The organism is Mycobacterium colombiense (assembly GCF_001672755.1).
In the GTDB taxonomy this organism is placed as follows: domain Bacteria; phylum Actinomycetota; class Actinomycetes; order Mycobacteriales; family Mycobacteriaceae; genus Mycobacterium; species Mycobacterium colombiense_C.
This window is the reverse complement of the sequence record NZ_LZKI01000033.1, coordinates 82,655-109,422: the sequence shown is the minus strand read 5'-3', so window position 1 is coordinate 109,422 and position 26,768 is coordinate 82,655. Positions and strand designations below refer to the sequence as shown.

Below are 26,768 nucleotides of genomic sequence, written 5' to 3'. Positions count from 1 at the left end.
ATCTGCATCTGCATCCATACTGCCTTGCCGCTAGGACACACCAATTCTTCTTGTGGACGAGGTTCGCCGTTTACTCCGCCAATCCAGGCGATCACCGTTGCAATGTCGATGATTGGGCGCACTCGGCAATTTGCCTGAATGCAACGAACCCCCCGTATGACCTGATCAGCGGGGGAAAGAAAGGAAATCCGTGACTGATACGGACCTGTTCACGGCTGGCGAAAACACTGACGCCAATCAACTCTCGAATGCCGTGACCACAGACACTCCAGACGCGAAACCCAACGTCTCGGGTGGATCACTGTCCACGATGGTGCTGCCCGAGCTGCGCGCGCTGGCCAATCAAGTTGGCGTCAAAGGGACGTCGGGCATGCGTAAGAACGAACTGATCGCCGCGATCAAGGAAGTCCGGGGGCAGGCCAACGGCGCTCCCGCCAATGGCGCCAAGCCCGCTGAGGACAGCGGCAAGCCGGACAACAAAGACGACAAGAACGACAACAACAGCGCCGACGCGCCGGCGGCCAAGGGCGACCAGAACGGTACGACCGAGGCGCCCCGCCGCGAACGACGCGGCGCTTCCCGCGAAGCGGGATCCTCCACCCGCGGCAACGAAGAGGCCGACCGCGAGAGCTCAGGCAGCCGTGAGGGCGCCTCTCCCGGTGCGGGCGACCGCCGCGAGAAGGCCAAGCAAGACAACCAGAATGACGACCGTGGCCAAGACGGCGGCGGCGACCAGGATCAGAACTCCGGCGGCCAGCAGGGCCGCGGCGGCTCGAACCAGCAGGACGACGACGGCGAGGGCCGTCAGGGCCGACGGGGACGCCGCTTCCGTGACCGCCGCCGCCGGGGTGAGCGCTCCGGCGAGGGCGGCGATACAGAGCTGCGCGAGGACGATGTCGTGCAGCCGGTGGCCGGCATTCTTGACGTTCTCGACAATTATGCCTTTGTGCGCACCTCCGGCTACCTGGCCGGCCCGCATGACGTCTACGTGTCGATGAACATGGTGCGCAAGAACGGCCTTCGTCGTGGTGACGCCGTCACCGGTGCTGTCCGCGTGCCCAAGGAAGGCGAACAGCCCAACCAGCGGCAGAAGTTCAACCCGTTGGTGCGCTTGGACAGCGTCAACGGCGGCTCGGTCGAGGACGCCAAGAAGCGCCCCGATTTCTCCAAGCTGACGCCGCTGTATCCCAACCAGCGCCTTCGTCTGGAAACCACCAGCGACCGGCTGACCACCCGCGTTATCGACCTGATCATGCCGATCGGTAAGGGACAGCGCGCGCTGATCGTGTCGCCGCCCAAGGCCGGTAAGACCACGATCCTGCAGGACATCGCCAACGCGATCACCAGGAACAACCCGGAATGCCACCTCATGGTCGTGCTCGTCGACGAGCGGCCCGAGGAGGTCACCGACATGACCCGCTCGGTCAAGGGCGAGGTCATCGCCTCGACCTTCGACCGCCCGCCGTCAGACCACACCTCGGTCGCCGAACTGGCGATCGAGCGGGCCAAGCGGCTGGTTGAACAGGGCAAGGACGTCGTGGTGCTGCTCGACTCGATCACCCGCCTCGGGCGCGCCTACAACAACGCGTCGCCCGCCTCGGGCCGGATCCTGTCCGGTGGTGTCGACTCCACCGCGCTGTACCCGCCCAAGCGGTTCCTCGGCGCCGCCCGCAACATCGAGGAAGGCGGGTCGCTGACCATCATCGCCACCGCGATGGTCGAGACGGGATCCACCGGTGACACGGTCATCTTCGAAGAGTTCAAGGGCACCGGTAACGCCGAGCTCAAGCTGGACCGCAAGATCTCCGAGCGCCGGGTCTTTCCGGCGGTCGACGTTAACCCGTCGGGTACCCGCAAGGACGAGCTGCTGCTGTCGCCGGACGAGTTCGGCATCGTGCACAAGCTGCGCCGCGTGCTGTCGGGGCTGGACTCGCATCAGGCCATCGACCTGCTGATGTCGCAGCTGCGTAAGACGAAGAACAACTACGAGTTCCTGGTTCAGGTGTCCAAGACGACACCCGGGGCGATGGACAACGACTAGCCCACTGGCGGTGACGCGAGACCGGATCGCGTCACCGGGAATGGACGGGCGCAGCTCGCTGTTTGGGATGATGGTGGTTGACCTGGCATAATCGGGGCTCGATTATCCGACAACCGCCTGAGGTTCGGAGTTCACGCCCGACCGTTCGAGTTTGGACGGGGGCGGGCGGCAAACGATCGAAGAGGACATCATGAAAGCTGACATTCACCCCGCTTACGGGGAGACCACGGTGCTCTGCGGGTGTGGCAACACCTTCCAGACGCGCAGCACCAAGGACGGTGGACACATCGTCGTCGAGGTCTGCTCGCAGTGCCACCCCTTCTACACCGGCAAGCAGAAGATCCTCGACAGCGGCGGCCGCGTGGCCCGCTTCGAAAAGCGGTACGGCAAGCGCAACGCCGGCGCTGCTGCCGACAAATAGCTCGGTTCCCGACGCCCGAACTGTGCGCACCGTCGCACAGGCCGGGCGTCGGTTTGCGTTCGGCGTAGTGACAGGCGAAGCGGGACAGGAGGTGTGGCGGTGACCAAGCCGGTACAGACCATCGATGTGCTGCTGGCCGAGCACGCCGACCTCGAGCGGCGGTTGGCGGATCCGGAATTGCACAGCAATCCCGACGAGGCCCGCAAGGCCGGTCGGCGGTTCGCCCGGCTGGCCCCGATCGTGGGTACCTACCGCAAGCTGGTGGCCGCGCGCGACGATCTGGAAACGGCGAAAGAGCTGGCCGCCGACGACGTGTCGTTCGCCGCCGAGGTGACGGATCTGGAAACCCAGGTGGCTGAGTTGGACACCCAACTCACCGACATGCTGGCGCCGCGTGACCCGCACGACGCCGACGACATCGTGCTCGAAGTGAAATCCGGAGAGGGCGGCGAAGAATCGGCATTGTTCGCCGCCGACCTGGCGCGGATGTACATCCGCTACGCCGAGCGGCACGGCTGGACCGTCACCGTGCTGGACGAAACCACCTCGGACCTCGGCGGCTACAAGGACGCGACCCTGGCCATCGCCAGTAAGGGAGACACTGCCGACGGGGTCTGGTCGCGGATGAAATTCGAGGGCGGAGTGCACCGGGTGCAGCGCGTCCCGGTGACGGAATCCCAAGGCCGCGTTCATACTTCGGCAGCCGGCGTGCTGGTGTATCCCGAACCCGAAGAGGTCGGCGAGGTGCAGATCGACGAGTCGGACCTGCGTATCGATGTCTATCGCTCGTCGGGCAAAGGCGGCCAGGGCGTCAACACCACCGACTCCGCGGTGCGCATCACGCATCTGCCCACCGGTATCGTCGTCACCTGCCAGAACGAACGCTCGCAGTTGCAGAACAAGGCCCGCGCGCTGCAGGTTTTGGCCGCCCGCCTGCAGGCCCTGGCCGAGGAGCAGGCGCTGGCGGATGCGTCGGCGGACCGGGCCAGCCAGATCCGCACCGTGGACCGCAGCGAACGCATCCGCACCTATAACTTCCCGGAGAACCGGATCGCGGACCACCGCATCAACTTCAAGTCGCACAACCTCGACCAGGTCCTCGACGGCGACCTAGACGCCCTGTTCGACGCCCTGGCCGCCGCCGACAAGCAGTCCCGGCTGCAACAGGCATGAACGTCCTGCGGCGCGCGATCGACGATGCTGCGGCCACCCTCGCCGAAGCGGGAATCGATTCCGCGCGTTGGGATGCCGAACAGCTGGCCGCCCACCTGGCGGGAACCGACCGCGGGCGCCTGACCCTGCTTGACCCGCCCGGTGCGGAGTTTTTCGGGCGCTACCGCGACGTGGTGGCCGCGCGCTCGCAACGGGTGCCGCTGCAACATCTGGTGGGGACCGCGGCATTCGGTCCCGTGACACTGCAGGTCGGACCGGGGGTCTTCGTACCCCGCCCGGAGACCGAGGCCCTGCTGGAATGGGCTGTTGCGCAACAACTTGCGCCGCGGCCCGTCATCGTCGATTTGTGCACCGGTTCGGGCGCTCTGGCGGTGGGGCTGGCCCACCATCTGCCTGACGCGCGGATCATCGCGATCGACAACTCCGATGCCGCGCTCGACTACGCGCGCCGCAACGCGCAGGGCACCGCGATCGAGCTGCTGCGCGCCGACGTCACCGAGCTGGCTTCCCCGCCCGCACTGCTCGCCGAACTGGACGGTCGGGTCGACATGGTGGTGGCCAACCCGCCCTATGTTCCCGACGATGCCGTGCTGGATCCCGAAGTCGCGCAACATGATCCGCACCAGGCGGTCTTCGGCGGCCCGGACGGATTGGCGGTGATCGTCCCCCTCGTCACCCTCGCCCGCCGCTGGCTGCGCCCGGGCGGGCTGATCGGCGTCGAGCACGACGACACCACCTCGGCGCAGACGGTGGAATTGTTCGATCGCACAGCAGCATTCGACGACGTCCAGGCCCGGGCGGACCTGACCGGCCGGCCGCGTTTCGTGACGGCTCGCAGGAGGTCGACAGCCGGGGGAGGGGACGTCGCCAATGACTGAGGTCTTCGACTGTGCGGATCCCGGTCAGCGCTCACTTGGAATCGCCGCGGCGGCGGGAGCGCTCAAGGGCGGCCGGCTGGTCGTCATGCCCACCGACACCGTGTACGGCATCGGCGCCGACGCGTTCAACAGCGCCGCGGTCTCGGCGTTGCTGTCGGCGAAGGGCCGGGGGCGCGACATGCCGGTGGGGGTGCTGGTCGGCTCCTGGCACACCATCGAGGGACTCGTCTACACCATGCCGGACGGGGCCCGCGACCTGATCCGTGCCTTCTGGCCGGGCGCGTTGAGCCTCGTGGTCAGCCAGGCGCCGTCGTTGCAGTGGGATCTCGGCGACGCCCGCGGCACGGTGATGTTGCGCATGCCGCTGCATCCCGTTGCCATCGAACTGCTGCGTGAGGTCGGGCCCCTGGCGGTGTCCAGCGCCAACATCTCCGGCCGTCCGGCGGCCGTGGAAGCCAACGAGGCGCGCAGTCAGCTCGGCGATCTGGTGGACGTCTATCTGGACGCGGGACCGGCGGATCAGGGGGCCGCCTCGACGATCGTCGACCTGACCGGTGCGACGCCGCGGATTCTGCGGCCGGGCCCGGTGAGCGTGGATCGGATCGCGGAAGTGCTCGCCGTCGATCCCGAAAGCCTGACCGCCCCGGCCTGACTGGAGCGGTTGTCGGGGTGCCAGGTTTGTCCAGTACGGTCTCGGTGATGTCCAGCGACGTAACCAACCTTGCCGGTGGGTTGCTCGCGCTGGCCGACCGCGGCGCCGGGGTTCCGCTTCGTGAGCTGGCGCTGGTGGGATTGACCGCGGCGATCATCACGTACTTCGCGACCGGGCCGGTTCGGGTATTGGCCACCCGGCTGGGTGCGGTCGCCTATCCGCGCGAGCGCGACGTCCACGTCACGCCGACCCCCCGGATGGGCGGGCTGGCGATGTTCCTCGGCGTCATCACGGCCGTCTTTCTGGCATCCCAACTTCCGGCGCTCACCCGTGGGTTCGTCTACTCGACCGGCATGCCCGCGGTCCTGGTGGCCGGCGCAGTCATCATGGGCATCGGCCTCATCGACGACCGCTGGGGCCTGGACGCCTTGACCAAGTTCGCCGGACAGATCACCGCGGCCAGCGTGCTGGTCACCATGGGCGTGGCGTGGAGCGTCCTCTACATCCCGATCGGCGGCGTCGGCACCATCGTCCTCGACCAGGCGTCGTCGATCCTGCTGACCCTCGCCCTGACCGTGTCCGTCGTCAACGCGATGAACTTCGTCGACGGGCTCGACGGCCTGGCCGCCGGGCTCGGACTGATCACCGCGCTGGCCATCTGCATGTTCTCGGTCGGGCTGCTGCGCGACCACGGCGGTGACGTCCTGTTCTATCCGCCCGCAGTGATCTCGGTGGTGCTTGCCGGGGCCTGTCTGGGCTTTTTGCCGCACAACTTTCACCGCGCCAAGATCTTCATGGGCGACTCCGGCTCGATGCTGATCGGTCTGATGTTGTCGGCCGCGTCTACGACGGCCGCCGGCCCGGTCTCGCAGAACGCCTACGGCGCCCGCGACGTGTTTGTCCTGCTGTCGCCGTTCCTGCTGGTGGCCGCGGTCATTTTCGTGCCGATGCTCGATTTGCTGCTGGCGATCGTGCGCCGCACCCGCGCGGGCCGCAGCGCGTTCAGCCCCGACAAAATGCATCTGCATCACCGGTTGCTGCAGATCGGTCACTCGCACCGGCGGGTGGTGTTGCTGATCTATCTGTGGGTCGGGATCGTCGCGTTCGGCGCCGCGAGCACAATCTTTTTCCGTCCCCGCGATACCGCCGCGGTGATGCTGGGTGCGATCGTGGTGGCCGGCATCGCGACGGCGATCCCTCTCTTACGCCGTGGAGACGACTACTACGACGAGGAGTAGTAGTTGGGGTTCGCAGTGTGGTACGGTGCTGGTAGAACCCCAAAAAGCCGCGCAGGCTACCGGTCCATCGGAGGCTGATCCGATCGGGCTGGTTCAAGACCGGCCTCGGGAGATACCCCTTGGGTGATTCAACTGTGACGTGCGATACGCTCGGCGGGCCACCGATCAGTCGGTCGAGGGGTTCCCGTATCACCAACCTGGGATTGAGGTGCTGCAGTGACGACACCAGCGCAGGACGCGCCGTTGGTGTTTCCCTCTGTTGCTTTCCGTCCGGTTCGGCTCTTCGCGATCAGCATTGCCATCACAGCGGTGGCGGTGCTCGCCGCCGGACTGTCCGGTCACCTGATGGTCGGAGTCTTCTTCGGCGTCGGGCTTCTCCTGGGTTTGCTCAATGCGGTACTGGTGCGTCGCTCGGTTGAATCGATTACCGCCAAGGATCACCCGCTGAAAAGGTCGATGGCGGTCAACTCGGCGTCACGGCTGGCCATCATCACCGTCGTCGGGCTGATCATTGCCTACGTCTTTCGGCCGGCCGGCCTGGGCGTCGTGTTCGGATTGGCGCTTTTCCAGGTCCTGTTAGTCGCCTCGACAGCGCTTCCGGTGTGGAAGAAGCTACGCGCCGGCGACTGGGCGGAGCCTTCGGACGCCGCCGGACGCGATGCGATCGCAGGATCGGAAGGAACGGAAGGAAGGAACACCCCCGATGCCTGAGACGAGGTTCCTGGCCGAGGGCGCGATCGAGGTCGGCGCGCACACGCAAGCCAAATGGCTGGGCATGACCGTCAACACCGACACGATCCTGGCGACCGGGATCGCCGCGGTGATCGTGCTGGCACTTGCCTTCTTCCTGCGCGCGAAGATCACCTCCACCGGCGTGCCCAGCGGCGTTCAGTTGTTCTGGGAAGCCATCACGGTCCAGATGCGCGATCAGATCGAGAGCGCGGTCGGCATGCGGATCGCACCGTTCGTGCTGCCGCTGGCCGTCACCATCTTCGTGTTCATCCTGATCTCCAACTGGCTGTCGGTGCTGCCGCTGCAGTACACCGACAAGTCGGGTCACACCACCGAGCTGCTGAAGTCGGCGGCGGCGGATATCAATTACGTTCTGGCGCTGGCTCTGTTCGTTTTCGTCTGTTACCACGTGGCGGGCATCTGGCGCCGCGGCGTCATCGGACACCCCCTGGCCGTCCTGAAAGGCCACGTGGCGTTCCTGGCACCGATCAACCTGGTCGAAGAGCTCGCCAAGCCGATCTCTTTGTCTCTCCGACTCTTCGGCAACATCTTCGCCGGCGGCATCCTGGTCGCGCTGATCGCGCTGTTCCCGCCGTACATCATGTGGGCGCCCAACGCGATCTGGAAGGCCTTCGACCTGTTCGTCGGGGCGATCCAGGCCTTCATCTTCTCGATTCTGACCATCTTGTACTTCAGTCAAGCCATGGAGATCGAGGATCACCATGACTGAGACCACGATGAATTGTTCTGACCCACGCACCATTACAGAGACCTGGTAGACCCCTACCAGATATCAAGGAGGATAAGAATGGCTCTGGACCCCCAAGTCGCTGCCGCGGCACTCATCGGCGGTGGACTCATCATGGGCGGCGGCGCGATCGGTGCCGGTATCGGTGACGGTATCGCCGGTAACGCGCTGGTTTCCGGCATCGCCCGGCAGCCCGAGGCGCAAGGCCGGTTGTTCACACCGTTCTTCATCACCGTCGGTCTGGTTGAGGCGGCCTACTTCATCAACCTGGCCTTCATGGCGCTGTTCGTCTTCGCCACGCCCGTCGGCACCTAGTCTGCCGTGATGGGTGACGCGAGTGTGAGCGTTCTGGCATCCAGCCAGGTGGTGGCCGAGGGAGGCAGCAACTTCCTCGTTCCCAACGGCACCTTCTTCTTTGTGCTGGCCATCTTCCTGATCGTGCTGGCCGTCATCGGCACATTCGTTGTGCCGCCGGTGATGAAGGTGTTGCGCGAGCGCGACGCCATGGTCGCCAAGACGGCCGCCGACAACAAGAAGGCGGCCGAGCAGTTCGACGCGGCCAAGGCCGACTACGAAGAAGCCCTGACCGAGGCGCGGGTTCAGGCGTCGTCGTTGCGCGACAACGCCCGCGCCGAAGGTCGTAAGGTGGTCGAGGACGCGCGCGCCCGTGCCGAACAGCAGGTGATGTCGACGTTGCAAATGGCATCCGAGCAATTGAAGCGGGAGAGGGACGCCGTGGAACTGGACCTGCGTGCCAATGTGGCGTCGCTGTCGGCGACGTTGGCCAGTCGAATCCTCGGCGTCGACGTCGCCCCCGCCGCCGCGACCACATCCGCAACCAAGACATCCGGACGGTAATTACGTATGTCGACTTTCATCGGCCAGTTGGTGGGCTTTGCGGCCATCGTGTTCTTGGTGGTGCGCTATGTCGTGCCGCCAGTGCGTCGGCTGATGGCCGCGCGGCAGGACGCCGTGCGCCAACAGCTGAAAGATGCTGCGACCGCAAGTGATCGGCTGACCGAGTCGACCACGGCGCACAGCAAGGCCGTGGAAGACGCGAAGACGGAGGGCGAACGCGTCGTCGAGGAGGCCCAGACCGACGCGGGCCGCATCGTCGAGCAGTTGCGGGCCCAGGCGGATGTCGAGTCCGAACGCATCAGCGTGCAGGGCAGCCGCCAGGTCGATCTCTTGCGCACCCAGCTGAGCCGACAGCTCCGGTTGGAACTCGGCCACGAAGCGGTGCGTCAGGCGGGCGAGTTGGTGCGCAACTACGTCGCCGACGCCGAACAGCAGTCGGCCACCGTCGACCGGTTCCTCGAAGAGCTCGACGAGATGGCGCCCGCGTCGACCGAGGTCCAGTACCCGCTGATGACCAAGATGCGCTCGTCGAGCCGCGTCGCACTGGGCAACCTGTCGGACAAGTTCAGCACCATAGCCAAAGACCTTGACAGCAAGGCGCTTTCAAGTCTCTCCAATGAGCTGGTAGAGGTTGCGCAGATGCTGGACCGCGAGATCGTCGTCACGCGGTATCTGACTGTCCCCGCCGAGGACGCGGCCCCCAGGGTCAAGCTGATCGAGCGACTGCTCTCCGGCAAGGTCGGCGACGCCACGCTCGACGTGCTGCGCTCGGCGGTATCGGAGCGATGGTCGGCCAACTCCGACCTCATCGACGCCATCGAACACGTGTCGCGGCAGGCGTTGCTCGAAGTCGCCGAACGTGAGGACAAAGTCGGCGACGTAGAAGAACAGCTGTTCAGGTTCTCCCGCATCCTCGACGAGCAGCCGCGACTTTCCATCCTCTTGGGCGACTACTCCGTTCCGGTGGAAGGGCGAGTTGCGTTGTTGCGCAAGGTGCTTGACAGCGCAAGCGGCAGGGTCAACCCCATTGTGGCTGCGCTGCTGAGCCAGACGGTCGAACTGCTCAGAGGCCAGCCGGCCGAGGAGGCCGTTCAGTTCTTGACACAAGTCGCCGTGGCGCGCCGCGGCGAGATCGTCGCCCAGGTCAGTGCGGCGGCCGAACTCAGCGACGACCAGCGGTCTCGTCTCATCGATGTGCTCGGCCGCATCTACGGTCACCCGGTGGCGGTGCAGCTGCAGATCGATGCCGAATTACTGGGCGGCCTGCTCATCTCCGTGGCCGACGAAGTGATCGACGGGACGCTCGCTTCTCGACTCGCCGCGGCCCAGGCTCAATTGCCCGACTGACAATTCATCACAATCACACGCGAACCAAGATCAAGTAGGAAGACGAAAAGCCATGGCCGAGTTGACAATCTCCGCTGATGACATCCAAAGCGCCATCGAGGAGTACGTAGGCTCTTTTACGTCCGACACCTCCCGGGAAGAGGTCGGTACCGTCGTCGACGCGGGGGACGGCATCGCGCACGTCGAAGGCCTGCCCTCGGTCATGACCCAGGAGCTGCTCGAGTTCCCCGGCGGGGTCCTCGGCGTCGCGCTCAACCTCGACGAGCACAGCGTCGGTGCGGTGATCCTGGGTGACTTCGAGAAGATCGAAGAGGGTCAGCAAGTCAAGCGCACCGGCGAGGTCTTGTCGGTTCCGGTGGGCGATGGGTTCCTGGGGCGCGTCGTCAATCCACTCGGCCAGCCGATCGACGGCCGCGGCGACATCGACACCGACATTCGCCGCGCGCTGGAGATCCAGGCGCCGTCGGTGGTGCAGCGGCAGAGCGTGAGCGAGCCGCTGCAGACCGGCATCAAGGCCATCGACGCCATGACGCCGATCGGTCGCGGCCAGCGCCAGCTGATCATCGGCGACCGCAAGACCGGCAAGACCGCGGTGTGCGTGGACACCATCCTGAACCAGCGGGAGAACTGGGAGAGCGGCGACGAGCGCAAGCAGGTGCGCTGCGTGTACGTGGCGATCGGCCAGAAGGGAACCACGATCGCGTCGGTCCGGCGCGCGCTGGAAGAGGGCGGCGCGATGGACTACACCACCATCGTCGCGGCGCCGGCATCCGACTCCGCCGGCTTCAAATGGCTTGCGCCGTACACGGGTTCGGCGATCGCCCAGCACTGGATGTACGACGGCAAGCACGTGCTGATCGTCTTCGACGACCTGAGCAAGCAGGCCGAGGCGTACCGGGCGATCTCTCTGCTGCTGCGTCGCCCGCCGGGTCGCGAGGCGTACCCGGGTGACGTGTTCTATCTGCACTCGCGGCTGTTGGAGCGCTGCGCGAAGCTGTCCGACGAACTCGGTGGTGGCTCGCTGACCGGGCTGCCGATCATCGAGACCAAGGCCAACGACATCTCCGCCTACATTCCGACCAACGTCATCTCCATCACCGATGGGCAGTGCTTCCTGGAGTCCGACCTGTTCAACCAGGGTGTGCGCCCCGCCATCAACGTCGGTGTGTCGGTGTCCCGCGTGGGTGGTGCGGCGCAGATCAAGGCCATGAAGGAAGTCGCCGGCTCGCTGCGACTGGACCTGTCGCAGTACCGCGAACTGGAGTCGTTCGCCGCCTTCGCCTCGGATTTGGACGCGACGTCCAAGGCGCAGCTGGAGCGCGGTGAGCGTCTGGTCGAACTGCTCAAGCAGCCGCAGTACCAGCCGATGCCGGTCGAGGAGCAGGTGGTTTCGATCTTCCTGGGCACCGGCGGCCACCTGGACTCCGTGCCCGTCGAGGACGTCCGGCGTTTCGAGACCGAGCTGCTGGACCACATGCGGGCCTCGGAAGAGAAGTTCTTAAGCGGTGTGCGCGACAGCGGAAAGCTGTCGGAAGAGGGCGAGAACCAGCTCACCGAGATCATCAACAACTTCAAGAAGGGCTTCGCGGCCACCGGCGGGGGATCGGTCGTGCCCGACGAGCACGTCGAGGCCTTGGACGAAAAGGACTTGGAGAAGGAGTCCGTACAGGTCAAGAAGGACAAGCCGAAGGACAAGAAGGAATCCAAGGATTCCAAGCAGGACTCCGGCAAGGACAAGAAGTAGCGACGGATGGCTGCCACACTTCGCGAACTACGCGGCCGGATTCGTTCGGCAGGGTCGATCAAGAAGATCACCAAGGCCCAGGAGATGATCGCGACCTCGCGCATCGGCAAGGCGCAGGCCCGATTGGAATCCGCACGACCATACGCGTTCCAGATCACCTCGATGCTGACCACGCTCTCCTCGGAAGCCGCGTTGGACCACCCGTTGCTGGTCGAACGAGACGAGCCGAAGCGGGCCGGCGTCCTGGTGGTGTCCTCGGACCGCGGCTTGTGCGGCGCGTACAACTCGAGCATCTTCCGTCGCTCCGAGGAGCTGTTCTCCCTGCTGCGGCAGGAAGGCAAGACGCCGATCGTGTACACCGTGGGCCGAAAGGCGCTGAACTACTTCAAGTTCCGAAACTGGGACATCACGGAGTCGTGGACCGGCTTCTCCGAGCAACCCTCGTACGAGAATGCCGCGGAGATCGCGTCCACCCTGGTCGAGACCTTCATGGCCGGCGCGGGCGACGACGAGTCGGAGGACGGCCAGGGCGTCGACGAACTGCACATCGTCTACTCGGAGTTCAAATCGATGATGTCGCAGGCGGCGGTGGCGCACCGCATCGCTCCGCTGGTCATGGAATACGTCGAGGACACCGACGAACTCCACACCTTGTACTCGTTCGAGCCCGACGCGACAACGCTTTTCGATGCGCTGCTGCCGCGCTACGTGACCACCCGGGTCTACACGGCGCTGCTCGAATCGGCGGCATCGGAGCTCGCGTCACGTCAGCGAGCGATGAAGTCCGCGACAGACAACGCGGATGACCTGATCAAAGAGCTCACGCTGATGGCGAACCGCGAGCGGCAGGCCCAGATCACCCAAGAGATCAGCGAAATCGTCGGCGGCGCAAACGCGCTGGCCGACGCTAAGTAGCACACGAGGAAGAAGAAAATGACTGCTACTGACGAAAAGACCACCAACTCCGAGACCAGTGGCCGCGTGGTGCGAATCACCGGCCCGGTGGTCGACGTCGAGTTCCCGCGCGGGTCCGTGCCGGATCTGTTCAACGCACTCAACGCCGAGATCACGTTCGAGGAACTCAAGAAGACCCTGACGCTGGAGGTCGCCCAGCACCTCGGCGACAACCTCGTGCGCACCATCTCGCTGCAGCCCACCGACGGTCTGGTGCGGGGGGTCGAGGTGACGGACAGTGGCAAGCCGATTTCGGTGCCGGTCGGCCAAGAGGTCAAGGGCCACGTCTTCAACGCGCTGGGTGACTGCCTGGACAAGCCCGGTTACGGAGAAGAGTTCGAGCACTGGTCGATTCACCGCAAGCCGCCGCCGTTCGAGGAGCTCGAGCCCCGCACCGAGATGCTCGAGACGGGTCTGAAGGTCGTCGACCTGCTCACGCCCTACGTGCGTGGTGGCAAGATCGCGCTGTTCGGCGGTGCCGGTGTCGGCAAGACGGTGCTGATCCAGGAGATGATCAACCGTATTGCCCGAAACTTCGGTGGTACTTCGGTTTTCGCCGGCGTCGGTGAGCGCACCCGCGAGGGCAACGACCTGTGGGTCGAGCTCAAGGAAGCCGACGTGCTCAAGGACACCGCGCTGGTCTTCGGTCAGATGGACGAGCCGCCCGGCACCCGTATGCGGGTGGCCCTGTCCGCCCTGACCATGGCCGAGTGGTTCCGTGACGAGGCCGGCCAGGACGTGCTGCTCTTCATCGACAACATCTTCCGGTTCACCCAGGCCGGATCCGAGGTGTCGACCCTGCTCGGTCGTATGCCTTCGGCCGTGGGTTACCAGCCCACCCTGGCCGACGAGATGGGCGAGCTGCAGGAGCGCATCACCTCGACGCGAGGCAAATCGATCACGTCCATGCAGGCCGTGTACGTGCCCGCCGACGACTACACCGACCCTGCGCCGGCGACGACGTTCGCTCACCTCGACGCCACCACCGAGCTGTCGCGTTCGGTGTTCTCCAAGGGCATCTTCCCCGCGGTGGACCCGCTGGCATCGAGCTCGACCATCCTCGACCCGAGCGTCGTCGGTGACGAGCACTACCGGGTGGCGCAGGAGGTCATTCGAATCCTGCAGCGGTACAAGGACCTGCAGGACATCATCGCGATCCTCGGTATCGACGAGTTGTCCGAAGAGGACAAGCAGCTGGTTCAGCGCGCACGACGGATCGAGCGGTTCCTGTCGCAGAACATGATGGCGGCCGAGCAGTTCACCGGTCAGCCGGGTTCGACGGTGCCGCTCAAGGAGACCATCGAGGCGTTCGACCGCCTGACCAAGGGCGATTTCGACCACATCCCGGAGCAGGCGTTCTTCCTGATCGGTGGCCTCGACGACCTGGCGAAAAAGGCCGAAGGCTTTGGCGCCAAACTGGAATCCTGAGGCGTGAGCGAACAGGCTCTGAAAGGCTCTTGGCATGGCTGAATTGAACGTTGAGATAGTCGCCGTCGACCGCAAGATCTGGTCGGGTGAAGCAACGTTTCTCTTCACCCGCACCACCGTCGGTGAGATCGGCATCATGCCGCGCCACATCCCGTTGGTGGGGCAGTTGGTCGACGACGCAATGGTGCGCGTCGAACGAGAGGGCGAAGACGATCTGCGGATCGCGGTCGACGGCGGATTCTTGTCCGTCACCGAGGAATCGGTGACGATCCTCGCCGAATCCGCCGAGTTCGAATCGGAGATCGACGAGAGCGCTGCCAGAGAGGCTGCTGAGTCTGACGATCCGCGTACCGCCGCCCGAGGGCGCGCGAGATTGCGCGCCGTCGGCGCGATCGACTAACCGCCGATGAGCGCGCCCATGATCGGCATGGTCGTGCTCGTCGTCGTGCTGGCGAGCGCCGTCGTCGGGCTGAGCTATCGGCTGTGGAAGCTGCGTCAGGGCGGAACGGCCGGGATCATGCGGGACATTCCCGCGGTCGGAGGCCACGGCTGGCGGCACGGCGTAATCCGTTACCGCGGTGGTGAAGCCGCGTTCTACCGGCTCTCCAGCCTGCGACTGTGGCCGGACCGGCGGCTGAGCCGGCGGGGCGTGGAGATCGTGTCCCGGCGCGCGCCCCGCGGCGATGAGTTCGACATCATGACCAACGAGATCGTCATCATCGAGCTGCGCGACACGACCCAGGACCGCAGGTCCGGCTACGAGATCGCGTTTGACAAGGGCGCGTTGACCGCGTTCCTGTCCTGGCTGGAGTCGCGTCCGTCACCACGTTCCCGTCGCCGCAGCCTGTAGGCGAACAGGGCTGCCGGCTGACTACGTGCCGGCGTGCTCGCCGCCGGGTTTCCACAGCACATCACCGTCGGGGTTGGCCACGCGCGACAGGATGAACAGCAGATCCGACAGGCGGTTCAGGTATTTGGCGGGCAGGACGTTGACCTGTCCCGGCGCGGCGTCGATGGCAGCCCACGCCGACCGCTCGGCTCGACGTACCACGGTGCGGGCGACGTGCAGCAACGCCGACAAAGGCGAACCACCAGGCAGCACAAACGAATTCAGCTTTGGCAGCGGCTCGTTATATGTGTCACACCACTTTTCGAGCCGATCGATGTAGGGCTGGGTGACCCGCAGCGGCGGATACTCGGGGTTTTCGACCACGGGAGTGGACAGATCCGCGCCGGCATCGAACAAATCATTCTGGATCTGCCGCAGCACACCCGTAAGCTTCTCGTCCGGCTGACCCACGGCGACGGCGACGCCGATCGCCGAGTTGGCTTCGTCACAATCGGCGTACGCCACCAGGCGAGGGTCGTTCTTGGAGACACGCGAAAAATCACTCAATCCCGTGGTTCCGTCATCGCCGGTTCGTGTGTAGATGCGAGTCAGGTGTACAGCCATGAGCAAACCGTACTCGGGTGTGGGTTGGCCGACTGACAAGCCGATACCGCTTCACTAGACTGACGCGGGTGGCTGAGCGATTCGTGGTGACCGGCGGGAACCGGTTGTCAGGCGAAGTCGCAGTAGGGGGCGCAAAGAACAGCGTGCTCAAGCTGATGGCCGCGACGCTGTTGGCCGAAGGCACCAGCACGATCACCAACTGCCCCGACATCCTGGACGTGCCGCTGATGGCGGAGGTGCTGCGCGGCCTGGGCGCCACCGTCGAACTGGACGGCGACGTCGCGCGAATCACCTCTCCGGATGAGCCGAAGTACGACGCCGACTTCGCCGCGGTGCGACAGTTCCGCGCGTCGGTGTGCGTGCTGGGACCGCTGGTCGGCCGATGCAAGCGCGCCCGCGTCGCGCTGCCGGGCGGCGACGCGATCGGATCGCGCCCGCTGGACATGCATCAGGCCGGGCTGCGCCAACTCGGTGCGCAGTGCAACATCGAGCACGGATGCGTGGTGGCACAAGCCGATACGTTGCGCGGGGCGGAGATTCAGCTGGAGTTCCCGTCGGTGGGAGCCACCGAGAACATCCTGATGGCCGCGGTCGTCGCCGAGGGCGTGACCACCATCCACAACGCGGCACGCGAGCCCGACGTCGTGGATCTGTGCACGATGTTGAACCAGATGGGCGCGCAGATCGAGGGCGCGGGTTCGCCGACGATGACCATCACCGGCGTCCCCAAGCTGCACCCGACCGAGCACCGCGTCATCGGGGATCGCATCGTCGCCGCCACCTGGGGGATCGCCGCCGCGATAACCCGCGGAGACATCACGGTCACGGGCATCGACCCGGCGCACCTGCAGGTGGTGCTGCACAAGCTGCACGACGCCGGCGCCACGGTCACCCAGACCGACGACAGCTTCCGGGTGGCGCAGTACGAGCGTCCGAAGGCGGTCAACGTCGCGACCCTGCCGTTTCCCGGATTCCCGACGGACCTGCAGCCTATGGCGATCGCGCTGGCCTCGATCGCCGACGGCACGTCGATGATCACCGAGAACGTATTCGAGGCGCGCTTTCGATTCGTTGAAGAAATGATCCGCCTTGGCGCCGACGCCCGGACCGACGGGCATCACGCCGTCGTTCGGGGGTTGCCGCAATTGTCGAGCGCACCGGTGTGGTGTTCGGACATTCGGGCCGGCGCAGGCCTGGTGCTGGCCGGGCTTGTCGCCGACGGAGACACCGAGGTCCACGACGTCTTCCACATCGATCGCGGCTACCCGTTGTTCGTGGAAAACCTGGCGATTTTGGGAGCGGAGATCGAGCGGGTACAGTAACCAAAGTCAGTGCCCCACAAGCGCGGTCACCAACGCGAAGGTGGACGAGAGCGGGGCCTTGACTCCCTCGCTGGATTGGTACTAGCCTGGCACGGCTGCTCCCGAGACGGTCTCTAGAAGATCAAAATTGGGAGTTGACTTACCTGCCGGATCTGTATTAAGCTGGCAGGGTTGCCCCAAAACGGGCGAAACAAGTGTTGTTTGAGAACTCAATAGTGTGTTTGGTCTTTTTATTTTGTTGTTGTTTTTTGGCCATACTTAAACACTCCCCGTGTGTCGGTATGGCCGTATTTTGATGCCAGTTATTTGGTGTCTTTTTGTTAGGTCAGATTTTCTCTGATTTGAATTCACCTCGTCCTGCGAGGAGTTTTTGTTTGGAGAGTTTGATCCTGGCTCAGGACGAACGCTGGCGGCGTGCTTAACACATGCAAGTCGAACGGAAAGGCCTCTTCGGAGGTACTCGAGTGGCGAACGGGTGAGTAACACGTGGGCAATCTGCCCTGCACTTCGGGATAAGCCTGGGAAACTGGGTCTAATACCGGATAGGACCTTTAGACGCATGTCTTTTGGTGGAAAGCTTTTGCGGTGTGGGATGGGCCCGCGGCCTATCAGCTTGTTGGTGGGGTGATGGCCTACCAAGGCGACGACGGGTAGCCGGCCTGAGAGGGTGTCCGGCCACACTGGGACTGAGATACGGCCCAGACTCCTACGGGAGGCAGCAGTGGGGAATATTGCACAATGGGCGCAAGCCTGATGCAGCGACGCCGCGTGGGGGATGACGGCCTTCGGGTTGTAAACCTCTTTCACCATCGACGAAGGTTCGGGTTTTCTCGGATTGACGGTAGGTGGAGAAGAAGCACCGGCCAACTACGTGCCAGCAGCCGCGGTAATACGTAGGGTGCGAGCGTTGTCCGGAATTACTGGGCGTAAAGAGCTCGTAGGTGGTTTGTCGCGTTGTTCGTGAAATCTCACGGCTTAACTGTGAGCGTGCGGGCGATACGGGCAGACTAGAGTACTGCAGGGGAGACTGGAATTCCTGGTGTAGCGGTGGAATGCGCAGATATCAGGAGGAACACCGGTGGCGAAGGCGGGTCTCTGGGCAGTAACTGACGCTGAGGAGCGAAAGCGTGGGGAGCGAACAGGATTAGATACCCTGGTAGTCCACGCCGTAAACGGTGGGTACTAGGTGTGGGTTTCCTTCCTTGGGATCCGTGCCGTAGCTAACGCATTAAGTACCCCGCCTGGGGAGTACGGCCGCAAGGCTAAAACTCAAAGGAATTGACGGGGGCCCGCACAAGCGGCGGAGCATGTGGATTAATTCGATGCAACGCGAAGAACCTTACCTGGGTTTGACATGCACAGGACGCGTCTAGAGATAGGCGTTCCCTTGTGGCCTGTGTGCAGGTGGTGCATGGCTGTCGTCAGCTCGTGTCGTGAGATGTTGGGTTAAGTCCCGCAACGAGCGCAACCCTTGTCTCATGTTGCCAGCGGGTAATGCCGGGGACTCGTGAGAGACTGCCGGGGTCAACTCGGAGGAAGGTGGGGATGACGTCAAGTCATCATGCCCCTTATGTCCAGGGCTTCACACATGCTACAATGGCCGGTACAAAGGGCTGCGATGCCGTAAGGTTAAGCGAATCCTTTTAAAGCCGGTCTCAGTTCGGATTGGGGTCTGCAACTCGACCCCATGAAGTCGGAGTCGCTAGTAATCGCAGATCAGCAACGCTGCGGTGAATACGTTCCCGGGCCTTGTACACACCGCCCGTCACGTCATGAAAGTCGGTAACACCCGAAGCCAGTGGCCTAACCTTTTGGAGGGAGCTGTCGAAGGTGGGATCGGCGATTGGGACGAAGTCGTAACAAGGTAGCCGTACCGGAAGGTGCGGCTGGATCACCTCCTTTCTAAGGAGCACCACGAAAAGCACTTCAATTGGTGAAGTGCGAGCCGTGAGGGGTTCTCGTCTGTAGTGGACGAAAACCGGGTGCACAACAGCAAATAATTGCCAGACACACTATTGGGCCCTGAGACAACACTCGGTCGAACCGTGTGGAGTCCCTCCATCTTGGTGGTGGGGTGTGGTGTTTGAGTATTGGATAGTGGTTGCGAGCATCTAGATGAACGCGTGGTCCTTCGTGGCCGGCGTGTTCATCGAAATGTGTAATTTCTTCTTTGGTTTTTGTGTGTAAGTAAGTGTTTAAGGGCGCATGGTGGATGCCTTGGCATCGAGAGCCGATGAAGGACGTGGGAGGCTGCGATATGCCTCGGGGAGCTGTCAACCGAGCATTGATCCGAGGATTTCCGAATGGGGAAACCCAGCACGAGTGATGTCGTGTTACCCGTATCTGAATATATAGGGTGCGGGAGGTAACGCGGGGAAGTGAAACATCTCAGTACCCGTAGGAGAAGAAAACAATTGTGATTCCGTCAGTAGTGGCGAGCGAACGCGGAACAGGCTAAACCGCACGCATGTATAACCGGGTAGGGGTTGTGTGCGCGGTGTTGTGGGATTGATATGTCTCAGCTCTACCTGGCTGAGGGGTAGTCAGAAAGTGTCGTGGTTAGCAGAAATGGCCTGGGATGGCCTGCCGTAGACGGTGAGAGCCCGGTACGCGAAAACCCGTCACCTACCTTGTATCAACTCCCGAGTAGCAGCGGGCCCGTGGAATCTGCTGTGAATCTGCCGGGACCACCCGGTAAGCCTAAATACTTCTCGATGACCGATAGCGGATTAGTACCGTGAGGGAATGGTGAAAAGTACCCCGGGAGGGGAGTGAAATAGTACCTGAAACCGTGTGCCTACAATCCGTCAAAGCCTCTTCGTGGGGTGATGGCGTGCCTTTTGAAGAATGAGCCTGCGAGTCAGGGACACGTCGCGAGGTTAACCCGTGCGGGGTAGCCGCAGCGAAAGCGAGTCTGAATAGGGCGCATCCCCTTTGGGGTGTAGTGGCGTGTTCTGGACCCGAAGCGGAGTGATCTACCCATGGCCAGGGTGAAGCGCGGGTAAGACCGCGTGGAGGCCCGAACCCACTTAGGTTGAAGACTGAGGGGATGAGCTGTGGGTAGGGGTGAAAGGCCAATCAAACTCCGTGATAGCTGGTTCTCCCCGAAATGCATTTAGGTGCAGCGTTGCGTGGTTCACCACGGAGGTAGAGCTACTGGATGGCCGATGGGCCCTACTAGGTTACTGACGTCAGCCAAACTCCGAATGCCGTGGTGTAAAGCGTGGCAGTGAGACGGCGGGGGATAAGCTCCGTACGTCGAAAGGGAAACAGCCCAGATCGCCGGCTAAGGCCCCTAAGCGTGTGCTAAGTGGAAAAGGATGTGTAGTCGCAGAGACAACCAGGAGGTTGGCTTAGAAGCAGCCACCCTTGAAAGAGTGCGTAATAGCTCACTGGTCAAGTGATTATGCGCCGATAATGTAGCGGGGCTCAAGCACACCGCCGAAGCCGCGGCACATTCACCGTACGGTGGATGTGGGTAGGGGAGCGTCCCTCATTCAGCGAAGCCTCCGGGTAACCGGTGGTGGAGGATGGGGGAGTGAGAATGCAGGCATGAGTAGCGATAAGGCAAGTGAGAACCTTGCCCGCCGTAAGACCAAGGGTTCCTGGGCCAGGCCAGTCCGCCCAGGGTGAGTCGGGACCTAAGGCGAGGCCGACAGGCGTAGTCGATGGACAACGGGTTGATATTCCCGTACCCGTGTATAGGCGTCCCTGATGAATCAGCGGTACTAACCACCCAAAACCGGATCGACCATTCCCCTTCGGGGGCATGGAGTTTCGGGGCTGCGTGGGACCTTCGCTGGTAGTAGTCAAGCGATGGGGTGACGCAGGAAGGTAGCCGTACCAGTCAGTGGTAATACTGGGGCAAGCCTGTAGGGAGAGCGATAGGCAAATCCGTCGCTCATTAATCCCGAGAGGTGATGCATAGCCGATTGAGGCGAATTCGGTGATCCTCTGCTGCCAAGAAAAGCCTCTAGCGAGCACATACACGGCCCGTACCCCAAACCAACACAGGTGGTCAGGTAGAGAATACCAAGGCGTACGAGATAACTATGGTTAAGGAACTCGGCAAAATGCCCCCGTAACTTCGGGAGAAGGGGGGCCGGAATACCGTGAACACCCTTGCGGTGGGAGCGGGATTCGGCCGCAGAAACCAGTGGGTAGCGACTGTTTACTAAAAACACAGGTCCGTGCGAAGTCGCAAGACGATGTATACGGACTGACGCCTGCCCGGTGCTGGAAGGTTAAGAGGACCCGTTAACCGTAAGGTGAAGCGGAGAATTTAAGCCCCAGTAAACGGCGGTGGTAACTATAACCATCCTAAGGTAGCGAAATTCCTTGTCGGGTAAGTTCCGACCTGCACGAATGGCGTAACGACTTCCCAACTGTCTCAACCATAGACTCGGCGAAATTGCACTACGAGTAAAGATGCTCGTTACGCGCGGCAGGACGAAAAGACCCCGGGACCTTCACTACAACTTGGTATTGGTGTTCGGTACGGTTTGTGTAGGATAGGTGGGAGACTGTGAAGTACAGACGCCAGTTTGTATGGAGTCGTTGTTGAAATACCACTCTGATCGTATTGGACACCTAACGTCGAACCCTTATCGGGTTCACGGACAGTGCCTGGCGGGTAGTTTAACTGGGGCGGTTGCCTCCTAAAATGTAACGGAGGCGCCCAAAGGTTCCCTCAACCTGGACGGCAATCAGGTGTTGAGTGTAAGTGCACAAGGGAGCTTGACTGCGAGACTTACAAGTCAAGCAGGGACGAAAGTCGGGACTAGTGATCCGGCACCTCTGAGTGGAAGGGGTGTCGCTCAACGGATAAAAGGTACCCCGGGGATAACAGGCTGATCTTCCCCAAGAGTCCATATCGACGGGATGGTTTGGCACCTCGATGTCGGCTCGTCGCATCCTGGGGCTGGAGCAGGTCCCAAGGGTTGGGCTGTTCGCCCATTAAAGCGGCACGCGAGCTGGGTTTAGAACGTCGTGAGACAGTTCGGTCTCTATCCGCCGCGCGCGTCAGAAACTTGAGGAAACCTGTCCCTAGTACGAGAGGACCGGGACGGACGAACCTCTGGTATACCAGTTGTCCCACCAGGGGCACGGCTGGATAGCCACGTTCGGACAGGATAACCGCTGAAAGCATCTAAGCGGGAAACCTTCTCCAAGATCAGGTTTCTCACCCTTTTAGAGGGATAAGGCCCCCCGCAGACTACGGGTTCGATAGGCCAGACCTGGAAGCCCAGTAATGGGTGCAGGGAACTGGCACTAACCGGCCGAAAACTTACCAACACACAATCGCAACCACAGTCCATTTCACGGCAGTAATGCCGCGGAACGCCACACCCCCCACCAAACAAATTTAAATAGAGTTACGGCGGCCACAGCGACAGGGAAACGCCCGGTCCCATTCCGAACCCGGAAGCTAAGCCTGTCAGCGCCAATGATACTGCCCATACGGGTGGAAAAGTAGGACACCGCCGAACATACACAAAAACACCCCCGGCAACGGGGGTGTTTTTGCATTCGCAATCAATCGAATAGCGTCAAATTCTCGCGTTGCTTTTCCAATTCGAGCAATGTGCGCTTTCGGCCGAGCCCACCGCCGAAGCCGGTGAGACTTCCGTTGGCCCCGATGACGCGGTGGCAGGGAACGACGATGGCGATCGGGTTGTGACCGTTGGCCAACCCGACGGCGCGGGCGGCGCCGGGCGCCGCGATCTGCTCGGCGATTTCGCCGTACGAGCGCGTTTCGCCGTACGGAATGGTCAGCAGCGCCCGCCATACTCGGCGCTGAAACTCGGTGCCTCGCAGGTCGAGCTCGACATCGAAATTCGTCAGGTCGCCGGCGAAATACGCGCTGAGTTGTTCGACGGCCTCGCCGAACGCCCGCGGGTTCGGGGACCACCCGGTGCGGCTCGGTTCGTAGGTCTGATCGACCATTCGCAGATTCGTCAGCACCGAGCCGTGACCGGCCAGGGTCAGCAGCCCGATCGGGCTGTCGATGGTGCGGTACTCGGTCATGCGACCTCCTGTGGCGGCCAATGGTTTACCGGATGCTCGAGGGTGGTCCAAAGGTATTGGGTGGCATAGGAACGCCAGGGGCGCCACTGTGCACTACGCGCCACGAGGGAGCCCTCGTCGGACGGGAAGCCCAGCTGTTCGGCGGCCAGGCGCAGGCCCAGATCGCTGGCGGGGAACGCGTCGGGATCGCCGAGGCCGCGCATTGCGATCACCTCCGCGGTCCAGGGGCCCACGCCGGGCAAGGCGAGTAGTTGCGTTCGGGCACTTTCCCAGTCGCAGCCGGCGCTCAGCACGACACTGCCGTCGGCGAGGCCGGCGACCAGAGCGTTCAAAGTCCGTTGCCGGGACTTGGGCACGGCCAAATGGACGGGGTCGATGACCGCGAGCTGCTCAACGGACGGGAAGGTGTGCGTCAGTGCTCCCTCGGGATCGTTGATCGGCTGTCCGTAGGCGGCGACCAGGCGGCCGGCGTGGGTACTGGCCGCCTTGGTGGAAACCTGCTGGCCCAGCACCGCGCGCACCGCGAGTTCGGCTTCGTCGACAGTGCGTGGAATCCGCTGCCCCGGCGCCTTGGCTACGACGGCGCAGAACTCCGCGTCCCCACCCAGCGCCGCGTCCACCGCTTCCGGATCGGCGTCGAGGTCCAGCAGCCGACGGCAGCGCGCGATGGCCGTTGTCAGATCACGGAAGTCGTCGAGCACGAGCACGCACCGGACGTGATCGACAGCGGGGGTCAGGCTGACGATCGCGTTGCCGAACGGGAGCCGCAGACTGCGCCGGTATGCGCCGTCGCGGATCTCCTCGCAACCGGGCACCGTACCCGCCGCCAGGTGACCGAACACGCCGGCATAGGCGAACGGCGTGCGTACCGGGAGCCGAAGACACACGGTGCCAGGCGAATTCGGCGCCGATGCGGAACGTGTCGCGGCGCGCTGGCGCAGCGCGCTGGGTGTGTTCTCGAACACCGATCGAACGGTGTCGTTGAACTGGCGGATGCTGGAGAAGCCGGCGGCGAATGCGACGTCGCCGAATGGCAGTTCCGTGGTCTCGATCAACACCCGGGCGGTCTGTGCCCGTTGCGCGCGGGCCAGTGCGAGCGGGCCGGCGCCGACTTCGGCCTGTAACAGCCGCTCCAGTTGTCGGGTCGTGTAACCGAGGCGGGCGGCCAGGCCACCGACACCTTCACGATCTACGGTCCCGTCGGCGATCAGGCGCATCGTTCGCGCCACGACGTCGCCGCGCACATTCCATTCAGGGGACCCAGGGGACGCGTCGGGGCGGCACCGCTTGCAGGCCCGAAAGCCGGCCCGTTGAGCGGCGGCCGCCGTGGGGTAAAACCGCACGTTACGGGCGAACGGTGGCCGCACCGGACAGCTGGGCCGGCAGTAGATGCGGGTCGTCAGCACCGCGGTGACGAACCAGCCGTCGAACCGCGCGTCCTTGGACTGGACGGCGCGGTAGCAGCGTTCGAAGTCGTCGTGCACGGTTCCAGACTTACACCCGCCCACCGACAAAACTGGCGGAAAACCGACATCGTCGTGGGAGGGGATTGAGCCGGGTAATCGGGCCGTGGCGTGGGGCGCAGTCCGGCGCGGATTTCTCGTCGATTCGAGATTTTTACTGCGCTCGATGGTATTTACTGTGATCCGGTTCACTGACTCTGGTGCTGTGGCTCGACGGGGTGAGCGAGTTCGGGGAAAGGCGAACGTATGGCGTGGCTGGCGACTTGGTGGGGCCAAGACGACCATTTCGACTGGCTGACAGGCTATTTGCAGGCGCACGGGCTCAGCACCCCCACCCGCAGGGTTCTGGCCGTGGTGGCGGCCTCCCTGGTGTTGGTGCCAGTCAACGTTTTGTACGGACCCGCCCCGATGTATCCGCGTGTGGCGCTGACGGTTTCGGTCGTCGCCGCCATCCTGGGCTTGGGCATGGCGACGCTGTGGTTGAGCGGATGGCCCACCCGGCGCCAGTCCGTTTTCTACATCATGACCGGCGCCGTATCCATCGGCGGCGGTTGCCTGTGGCAACCCCAGCCGCTCGTCGGGCTCATGGCATGTTCGGCGATGGCGGTGACGGGTGGCTACATCGCGTTCTTCCATACGGCCAGGCTCATGGCCCTGAACTTCTTCATGGCCTGTGCGATCGCGGCCTGGCAGGCGGTGCGCCTGGCCGCCACCGGGCAGGCGGTGCTGGCCTTCACCGGCTACTTCCTGGTGCTGGAACTCAACGTGGTCGTCCCGCTCGCCATCCAGGTCGTGGTGCGCGCACTGTGGCTCGACCTGCTACGCGCCAACCGCGATCCGCTGACCGGCCTGCTGAATCGGAGGGCCTGCGACCGCGCGATCGTGGGCCGGATGCTCGCCGGCGCCCATCACATGCATCTGGCGGTGGCCATGGTTGATCTGGACCGCTTCAAAGAGCTCAACGACACCCGCGGGCACGCCGCAGGCGACGAGGCGCTCATCGCGGTGGCGGGCACCCTGACCACCGCATGCGGCGAGACCTCCGTCGTCGGTCGCGTCGGCGGGGAGGAATTCCTGGTTGCCGACATCGTGACGACCGAACAGCTGCCGTCGTGGGGCCGACAACTCTGTGACGCCGTGGCCGCGGTGAACGCGGCCGTGACCGCCAGCGTCGGAATCGCCAGCCTGGCGCTGGGCGGCATCGTCTCGGAATATGCCGAGCACGCGTTTCACCAGCTGGTCGCCCACGCCGACACCGCGATGTACGAAGCGAAGCGGTGCGGGGGTAACCAGACCCGCCATCACCAGATCGCCGTCTGAGCCGACACCCGCATCCCCGGCACGGTCACTGCGCTGTGCTCTAGCGCCCGAGGAGAGGGATTGTCTTAGGCGGCATCTCGTGCTGCTCTACGGCCGCGGCGGCCGCGATGAAGTCCCGTGCCGAGCGAGCCAGCGGCCGATCGGAATGCCAAATCATGCCCACATCGCGGTAGGCGTCGGCGTCGGCCAGCCGCAGTACCCGCACGCCCGGCGCGTACTCGCTGCCGTCGATGGGCACCAGGCTGATGCCCAGCCCGGCGGCGACCAGGCCCGCCACCGTCGTGAGATTCGGTGCTTCCAAGCCGATCCGGGGCCGGAATTGCGCTGCGGCGCAAAGCTCGTCGAGCAGTCGACGCATGCCGAATCCGAGGTGCATGGTGACGAACGGTTCGTCGGCCAGATCGGTCATGGATATCGCGGCGAGGCCCGCAAACCGGTGATCGTCCGGCACGGCGACGCCGAGACGCTGACGAAACAGGCTGCGCCAGGCCAGAGTTCGTTTGCGCGGCCGCGGTGACACCACTCCGATGTCGACGACGCCGGACTGTACGCGATCGCCGATCGATTCGGCGGCACCCTCCTCGAGCGTGAAGGTCACCCGCGGCGACGACGCCCCGAATCTCGCGATCAAGCGCGGCACCACGGTTGTCCCGAACGAACTCAGAAAGGCCAGCCGGATCTCGCTGACGGCCGGATTCGTCAGGTCATCGATCGCGCGCCTGGCCGAATCGAGCTCGAGCTGGGCTCGCCGGGCGTGCTCGTAGAAGATCCGGCCGTAGGTGTTGAGGGCCAGCCTCCTGCCGTGGCGATCGAACAGCGACACCCCCACCTGCTGTTCCAGGCGCGCCAGCATCCGGGTCAGCGTCGGCTGTGCGACGTGCAGCTGCTCGGCCGCCGACGTGACGTGCTGCAGCTCCGCCAGTGTGATGAACCACTCATAGTCGCCGTCCGCCATTGCCATCACCTCTG

Annotated in this window: 21 protein-coding genes, 3 rRNA genes and 1 pseudogene; 21 read left to right on the top strand and 4 right to left on the bottom strand. The window is 63.7% G+C overall.

All coding sequences use genetic code 11. The features are described 5' to 3' along the window. Positions 1 to 190: 190 nt before the first annotated feature. The 16 genes and pseudogenes from rho to A5708_RS04070 all read left to right on the top strand — a co-directional run bounded on the left by rho (position 191) and on the right by A5708_RS04070 (position 15,064). Positions 191 to 2,041, top strand: a complete 1,851-nt coding sequence (gene rho / locus A5708_RS04145) for a transcription termination factor Rho (protein ID WP_065027401.1) — start codon at positions 191 to 193, stop codon at positions 2,039 to 2,041. A 190-nt stretch (positions 2,042 to 2,231) separates the two neighbouring features. Continuing rightward, on the top strand, positions 2,232 to 2,462 hold the full coding sequence (gene rpmE / locus A5708_RS04140; RefSeq protein ID WP_007773875.1) for a 50S ribosomal protein L31: 231 nt from the start codon (positions 2,232 to 2,234) through the stop codon (positions 2,460 to 2,462). Between the two features lie 99 nt (positions 2,463 to 2,561). Next, entirely contained in the window at positions 2,562 to 3,635 is a 1,074-nt protein-coding gene (gene prfA / locus A5708_RS04135; RefSeq protein WP_065027432.1) for a peptide chain release factor 1, read from the top strand. Then, positions 3,632 to 4,513: a peptide chain release factor N(5)-glutamine methyltransferase gene (gene prmC, locus A5708_RS04130; RefSeq protein ID WP_065027400.1), complete on the top strand. Its 882-nt coding sequence runs from the start codon at positions 3,632 to 3,634 to the stop codon at positions 4,511 to 4,513. The genes prfA and prmC overlap by 4 nt, the downstream gene beginning before the upstream one ends. Beyond that, the gene (locus tag A5708_RS04125; protein WP_065027399.1) at positions 4,506 to 5,165 is read left to right on the top strand and encodes an L-threonylcarbamoyladenylate synthase; all 660 of its coding nucleotides are present in this window, start codon (positions 4,506 to 4,508) and stop codon (positions 5,163 to 5,165) included. Before prmC ends, A5708_RS04125 begins: the two co-directional genes overlap by 8 nt. Before the next feature lie 28 nt (positions 5,166 to 5,193). Further along, positions 5,194 to 6,403 (top strand): annotated as a pseudogene (locus A5708_RS04120) (glycosyltransferase family 4 protein); the annotation flags it as partial. 216 nt (positions 6,404 to 6,619) lie between these two features. Beyond that, positions 6,620 to 7,114 (top strand): ATP synthase subunit I, encoded by a 495-nt coding sequence (locus tag A5708_RS04115; protein ID WP_065027397.1) that lies wholly within the window; start codon positions 6,620 to 6,622, stop codon positions 7,112 to 7,114. Next, complete coding sequence (atpB, locus tag A5708_RS04110; RefSeq protein WP_065027396.1) at positions 7,107 to 7,865, top strand: F0F1 ATP synthase subunit A; 759 nt, start codon at positions 7,107 to 7,109, stop codon at positions 7,863 to 7,865. The genes A5708_RS04115 and atpB overlap by 8 nt, the downstream gene beginning before the upstream one ends. Positions 7,866 to 7,949: 84 nt before the next feature. Beyond that, complete coding sequence (locus A5708_RS04105; RefSeq protein ID WP_024636915.1) at positions 7,950 to 8,198, top strand: F0F1 ATP synthase subunit C; 249 nt, start codon at positions 7,950 to 7,952, stop codon at positions 8,196 to 8,198. A 9-nt stretch (positions 8,199 to 8,207) separates the two neighbouring features. After that, a complete protein-coding gene (locus A5708_RS04100) occupies positions 8,208 to 8,741 on the top strand; it encodes a F0F1 ATP synthase subunit B (protein WP_065027395.1) in 534 nt (177 codons plus the stop codon). Positions 8,742 to 8,747: 6 nt separating this feature from the next. Next, positions 8,748 to 10,088, top strand: a complete 1,341-nt coding sequence (locus A5708_RS04095) for a F0F1 ATP synthase subunit B/delta (RefSeq protein WP_065027394.1) — start codon at positions 8,748 to 8,750, stop codon at positions 10,086 to 10,088. A gap of 52 nt (positions 10,089 to 10,140) precedes the next feature. Then, positions 10,141 to 11,832, top strand: a complete 1,692-nt coding sequence (atpA, locus tag A5708_RS04090) for a F0F1 ATP synthase subunit alpha (protein WP_065027393.1) — start codon at positions 10,141 to 10,143, stop codon at positions 11,830 to 11,832. Between the two features lie 6 nt (positions 11,833 to 11,838). Further along, positions 11,839 to 12,747, top strand: a complete 909-nt coding sequence (locus A5708_RS04085; RefSeq protein WP_065027392.1) for a F0F1 ATP synthase subunit gamma — start codon at positions 11,839 to 11,841, stop codon at positions 12,745 to 12,747. Positions 12,748 to 12,765: 18 nt separating this feature from the next. Further along, positions 12,766 to 14,214, top strand: a complete 1,449-nt coding sequence (atpD, locus tag A5708_RS04080; protein WP_065027391.1) for a F0F1 ATP synthase subunit beta — start codon at positions 12,766 to 12,768, stop codon at positions 14,212 to 14,214. A 34-nt stretch (positions 14,215 to 14,248) separates the two neighbouring features. Further along, positions 14,249 to 14,614 (top strand): F0F1 ATP synthase subunit epsilon, encoded by a 366-nt coding sequence (locus tag A5708_RS04075; RefSeq protein WP_065027390.1) that lies wholly within the window; start codon positions 14,249 to 14,251, stop codon positions 14,612 to 14,614. Positions 14,615 to 14,620: 6 nt separating this feature from the next. Then, positions 14,621 to 15,064, top strand: a complete 444-nt coding sequence (locus A5708_RS04070; RefSeq protein WP_065027389.1) for a DUF2550 domain-containing protein — start codon at positions 14,621 to 14,623, stop codon at positions 15,062 to 15,064. A 21-nt stretch (positions 15,065 to 15,085) separates the two neighbouring features. Here A5708_RS04070 and A5708_RS04065 read toward each other — a convergent pair whose 3' ends face one another. Beyond that, complete coding sequence (locus tag A5708_RS04065) at positions 15,086 to 15,667, bottom strand: cob(I)yrinic acid a,c-diamide adenosyltransferase (protein ID WP_065027388.1); 582 nt, start codon at positions 15,665 to 15,667, stop codon at positions 15,086 to 15,088. Between the two features lie 68 nt (positions 15,668 to 15,735). Between A5708_RS04065 and murA the strand changes: the two genes are divergently transcribed. The 4 genes from murA (at position 15,736) to rrf (ending at position 22,478) form a co-directional block, all read left to right on the top strand. After that, positions 15,736 to 16,989 (top strand): UDP-N-acetylglucosamine 1-carboxyvinyltransferase, encoded by a 1,254-nt coding sequence (gene murA, locus A5708_RS04060; RefSeq protein ID WP_007773898.1) that lies wholly within the window; start codon positions 15,736 to 15,738, stop codon positions 16,987 to 16,989. 371 nt (positions 16,990 to 17,360) lie between these two features. Beyond that, positions 17,361 to 18,891 (top strand): 16S ribosomal RNA (locus A5708_RS04055). Between the two features lie 283 nt (positions 18,892 to 19,174). After that, positions 19,175 to 22,284 (top strand): 23S ribosomal RNA (locus A5708_RS04050). Positions 22,285 to 22,365: 81 nt separating this feature from the next. Then, a 5S ribosomal RNA gene (rrf, locus tag A5708_RS04045) occupies positions 22,366 to 22,478 on the top strand. The 16S, 23S and 5S rRNA genes sit together here, the layout of an rRNA operon. A 46-nt stretch (positions 22,479 to 22,524) precedes the next feature. Here the strand turns inward: rrf and A5708_RS04040 are convergent. Together A5708_RS04040 and A5708_RS04035 are read right to left on the bottom strand one after the other, a co-directional pair. Beyond that, entirely contained in the window at positions 22,525 to 23,016 is a 492-nt protein-coding gene (locus A5708_RS04040; RefSeq protein WP_065027387.1) for a methylated-DNA--[protein]-cysteine S-methyltransferase, read from the bottom strand. Beyond that, entirely contained in the window at positions 23,013 to 24,500 is a 1,488-nt protein-coding gene (locus A5708_RS04035) for a DNA-3-methyladenine glycosylase 2 family protein (RefSeq protein WP_065027386.1), read from the bottom strand. The genes A5708_RS04040 and A5708_RS04035 overlap by 4 nt, the downstream gene beginning before the upstream one ends. A gap of 225 nt (positions 24,501 to 24,725) precedes the next feature. Between A5708_RS04035 and A5708_RS04030 the strand changes: the two genes are divergently transcribed. Then, positions 24,726 to 25,799: a GGDEF domain-containing protein gene (locus A5708_RS04030; RefSeq protein WP_065027385.1), complete on the top strand. Its 1,074-nt coding sequence runs from the start codon at positions 24,726 to 24,728 to the stop codon at positions 25,797 to 25,799. A 40-nt stretch (positions 25,800 to 25,839) separates the two neighbouring features. Here A5708_RS04030 and A5708_RS04025 read toward each other — a convergent pair whose 3' ends face one another. Continuing rightward, positions 25,840 to 26,754 (bottom strand): LysR family transcriptional regulator, encoded by a 915-nt coding sequence (locus A5708_RS04025; RefSeq protein ID WP_065027384.1) that lies wholly within the window; start codon positions 26,752 to 26,754, stop codon positions 25,840 to 25,842. Between the last annotated feature and the right edge of the window lie 14 nt (positions 26,755 to 26,768).

Coding starts and splice junctions, on each gene's coding strand:
- rpmE (WP_007773875.1), top strand. CDS start 2,232: ATGAAAGCTGACATTCACCCCGCTTACGGGGAGACCACGGTGCTCTGC.
- prmC (WP_065027400.1), top strand. CDS start 3,632: ATGAACGTCCTGCGGCGCGCGATCGACGATGCTGCGGCCACCCTCGCC.
- A5708_RS04125 (WP_065027399.1), top strand. CDS start 4,506: ATGACTGAGGTCTTCGACTGTGCGGATCCCGGTCAGCGCTCACTTGGA.
- atpB (WP_065027396.1), top strand. CDS start 7,107: ATGCCTGAGACGAGGTTCCTGGCCGAGGGCGCGATCGAGGTCGGCGCG.
- A5708_RS04100 (WP_065027395.1), top strand. CDS start 8,208: ATGGGTGACGCGAGTGTGAGCGTTCTGGCATCCAGCCAGGTGGTGGCC.
- A5708_RS04095 (WP_065027394.1), top strand. CDS start 8,748: ATGTCGACTTTCATCGGCCAGTTGGTGGGCTTTGCGGCCATCGTGTTC.
- atpA (WP_065027393.1), top strand. CDS start 10,141: ATGGCCGAGTTGACAATCTCCGCTGATGACATCCAAAGCGCCATCGAG.
- A5708_RS04085 (WP_065027392.1), top strand. CDS start 11,839: ATGGCTGCCACACTTCGCGAACTACGCGGCCGGATTCGTTCGGCAGGG.
- atpD (WP_065027391.1), top strand. CDS start 12,766: ATGACTGCTACTGACGAAAAGACCACCAACTCCGAGACCAGTGGCCGC.
- A5708_RS04075 (WP_065027390.1), top strand. CDS start 14,249: ATGGCTGAATTGAACGTTGAGATAGTCGCCGTCGACCGCAAGATCTGG.
- A5708_RS04070 (WP_065027389.1), top strand. CDS start 14,621: ATGAGCGCGCCCATGATCGGCATGGTCGTGCTCGTCGTCGTGCTGGCG.
- A5708_RS04065 (WP_065027388.1), bottom strand. CDS start 15,667: ATGGCTGTACACCTGACTCGCATCTACACACGAACCGGCGATGACGGA.
- A5708_RS04040 (WP_065027387.1), bottom strand. CDS start 23,016: ATGACCGAGTACCGCACCATCGACAGCCCGATCGGGCTGCTGACCCTG.
- A5708_RS04030 (WP_065027385.1), top strand. CDS start 24,726: ATGGCGTGGCTGGCGACTTGGTGGGGCCAAGACGACCATTTCGACTGG.
- A5708_RS04025 (WP_065027384.1), bottom strand. CDS start 26,754: ATGGCGGACGGCGACTATGAGTGGTTCATCACACTGGCGGAGCTGCAG.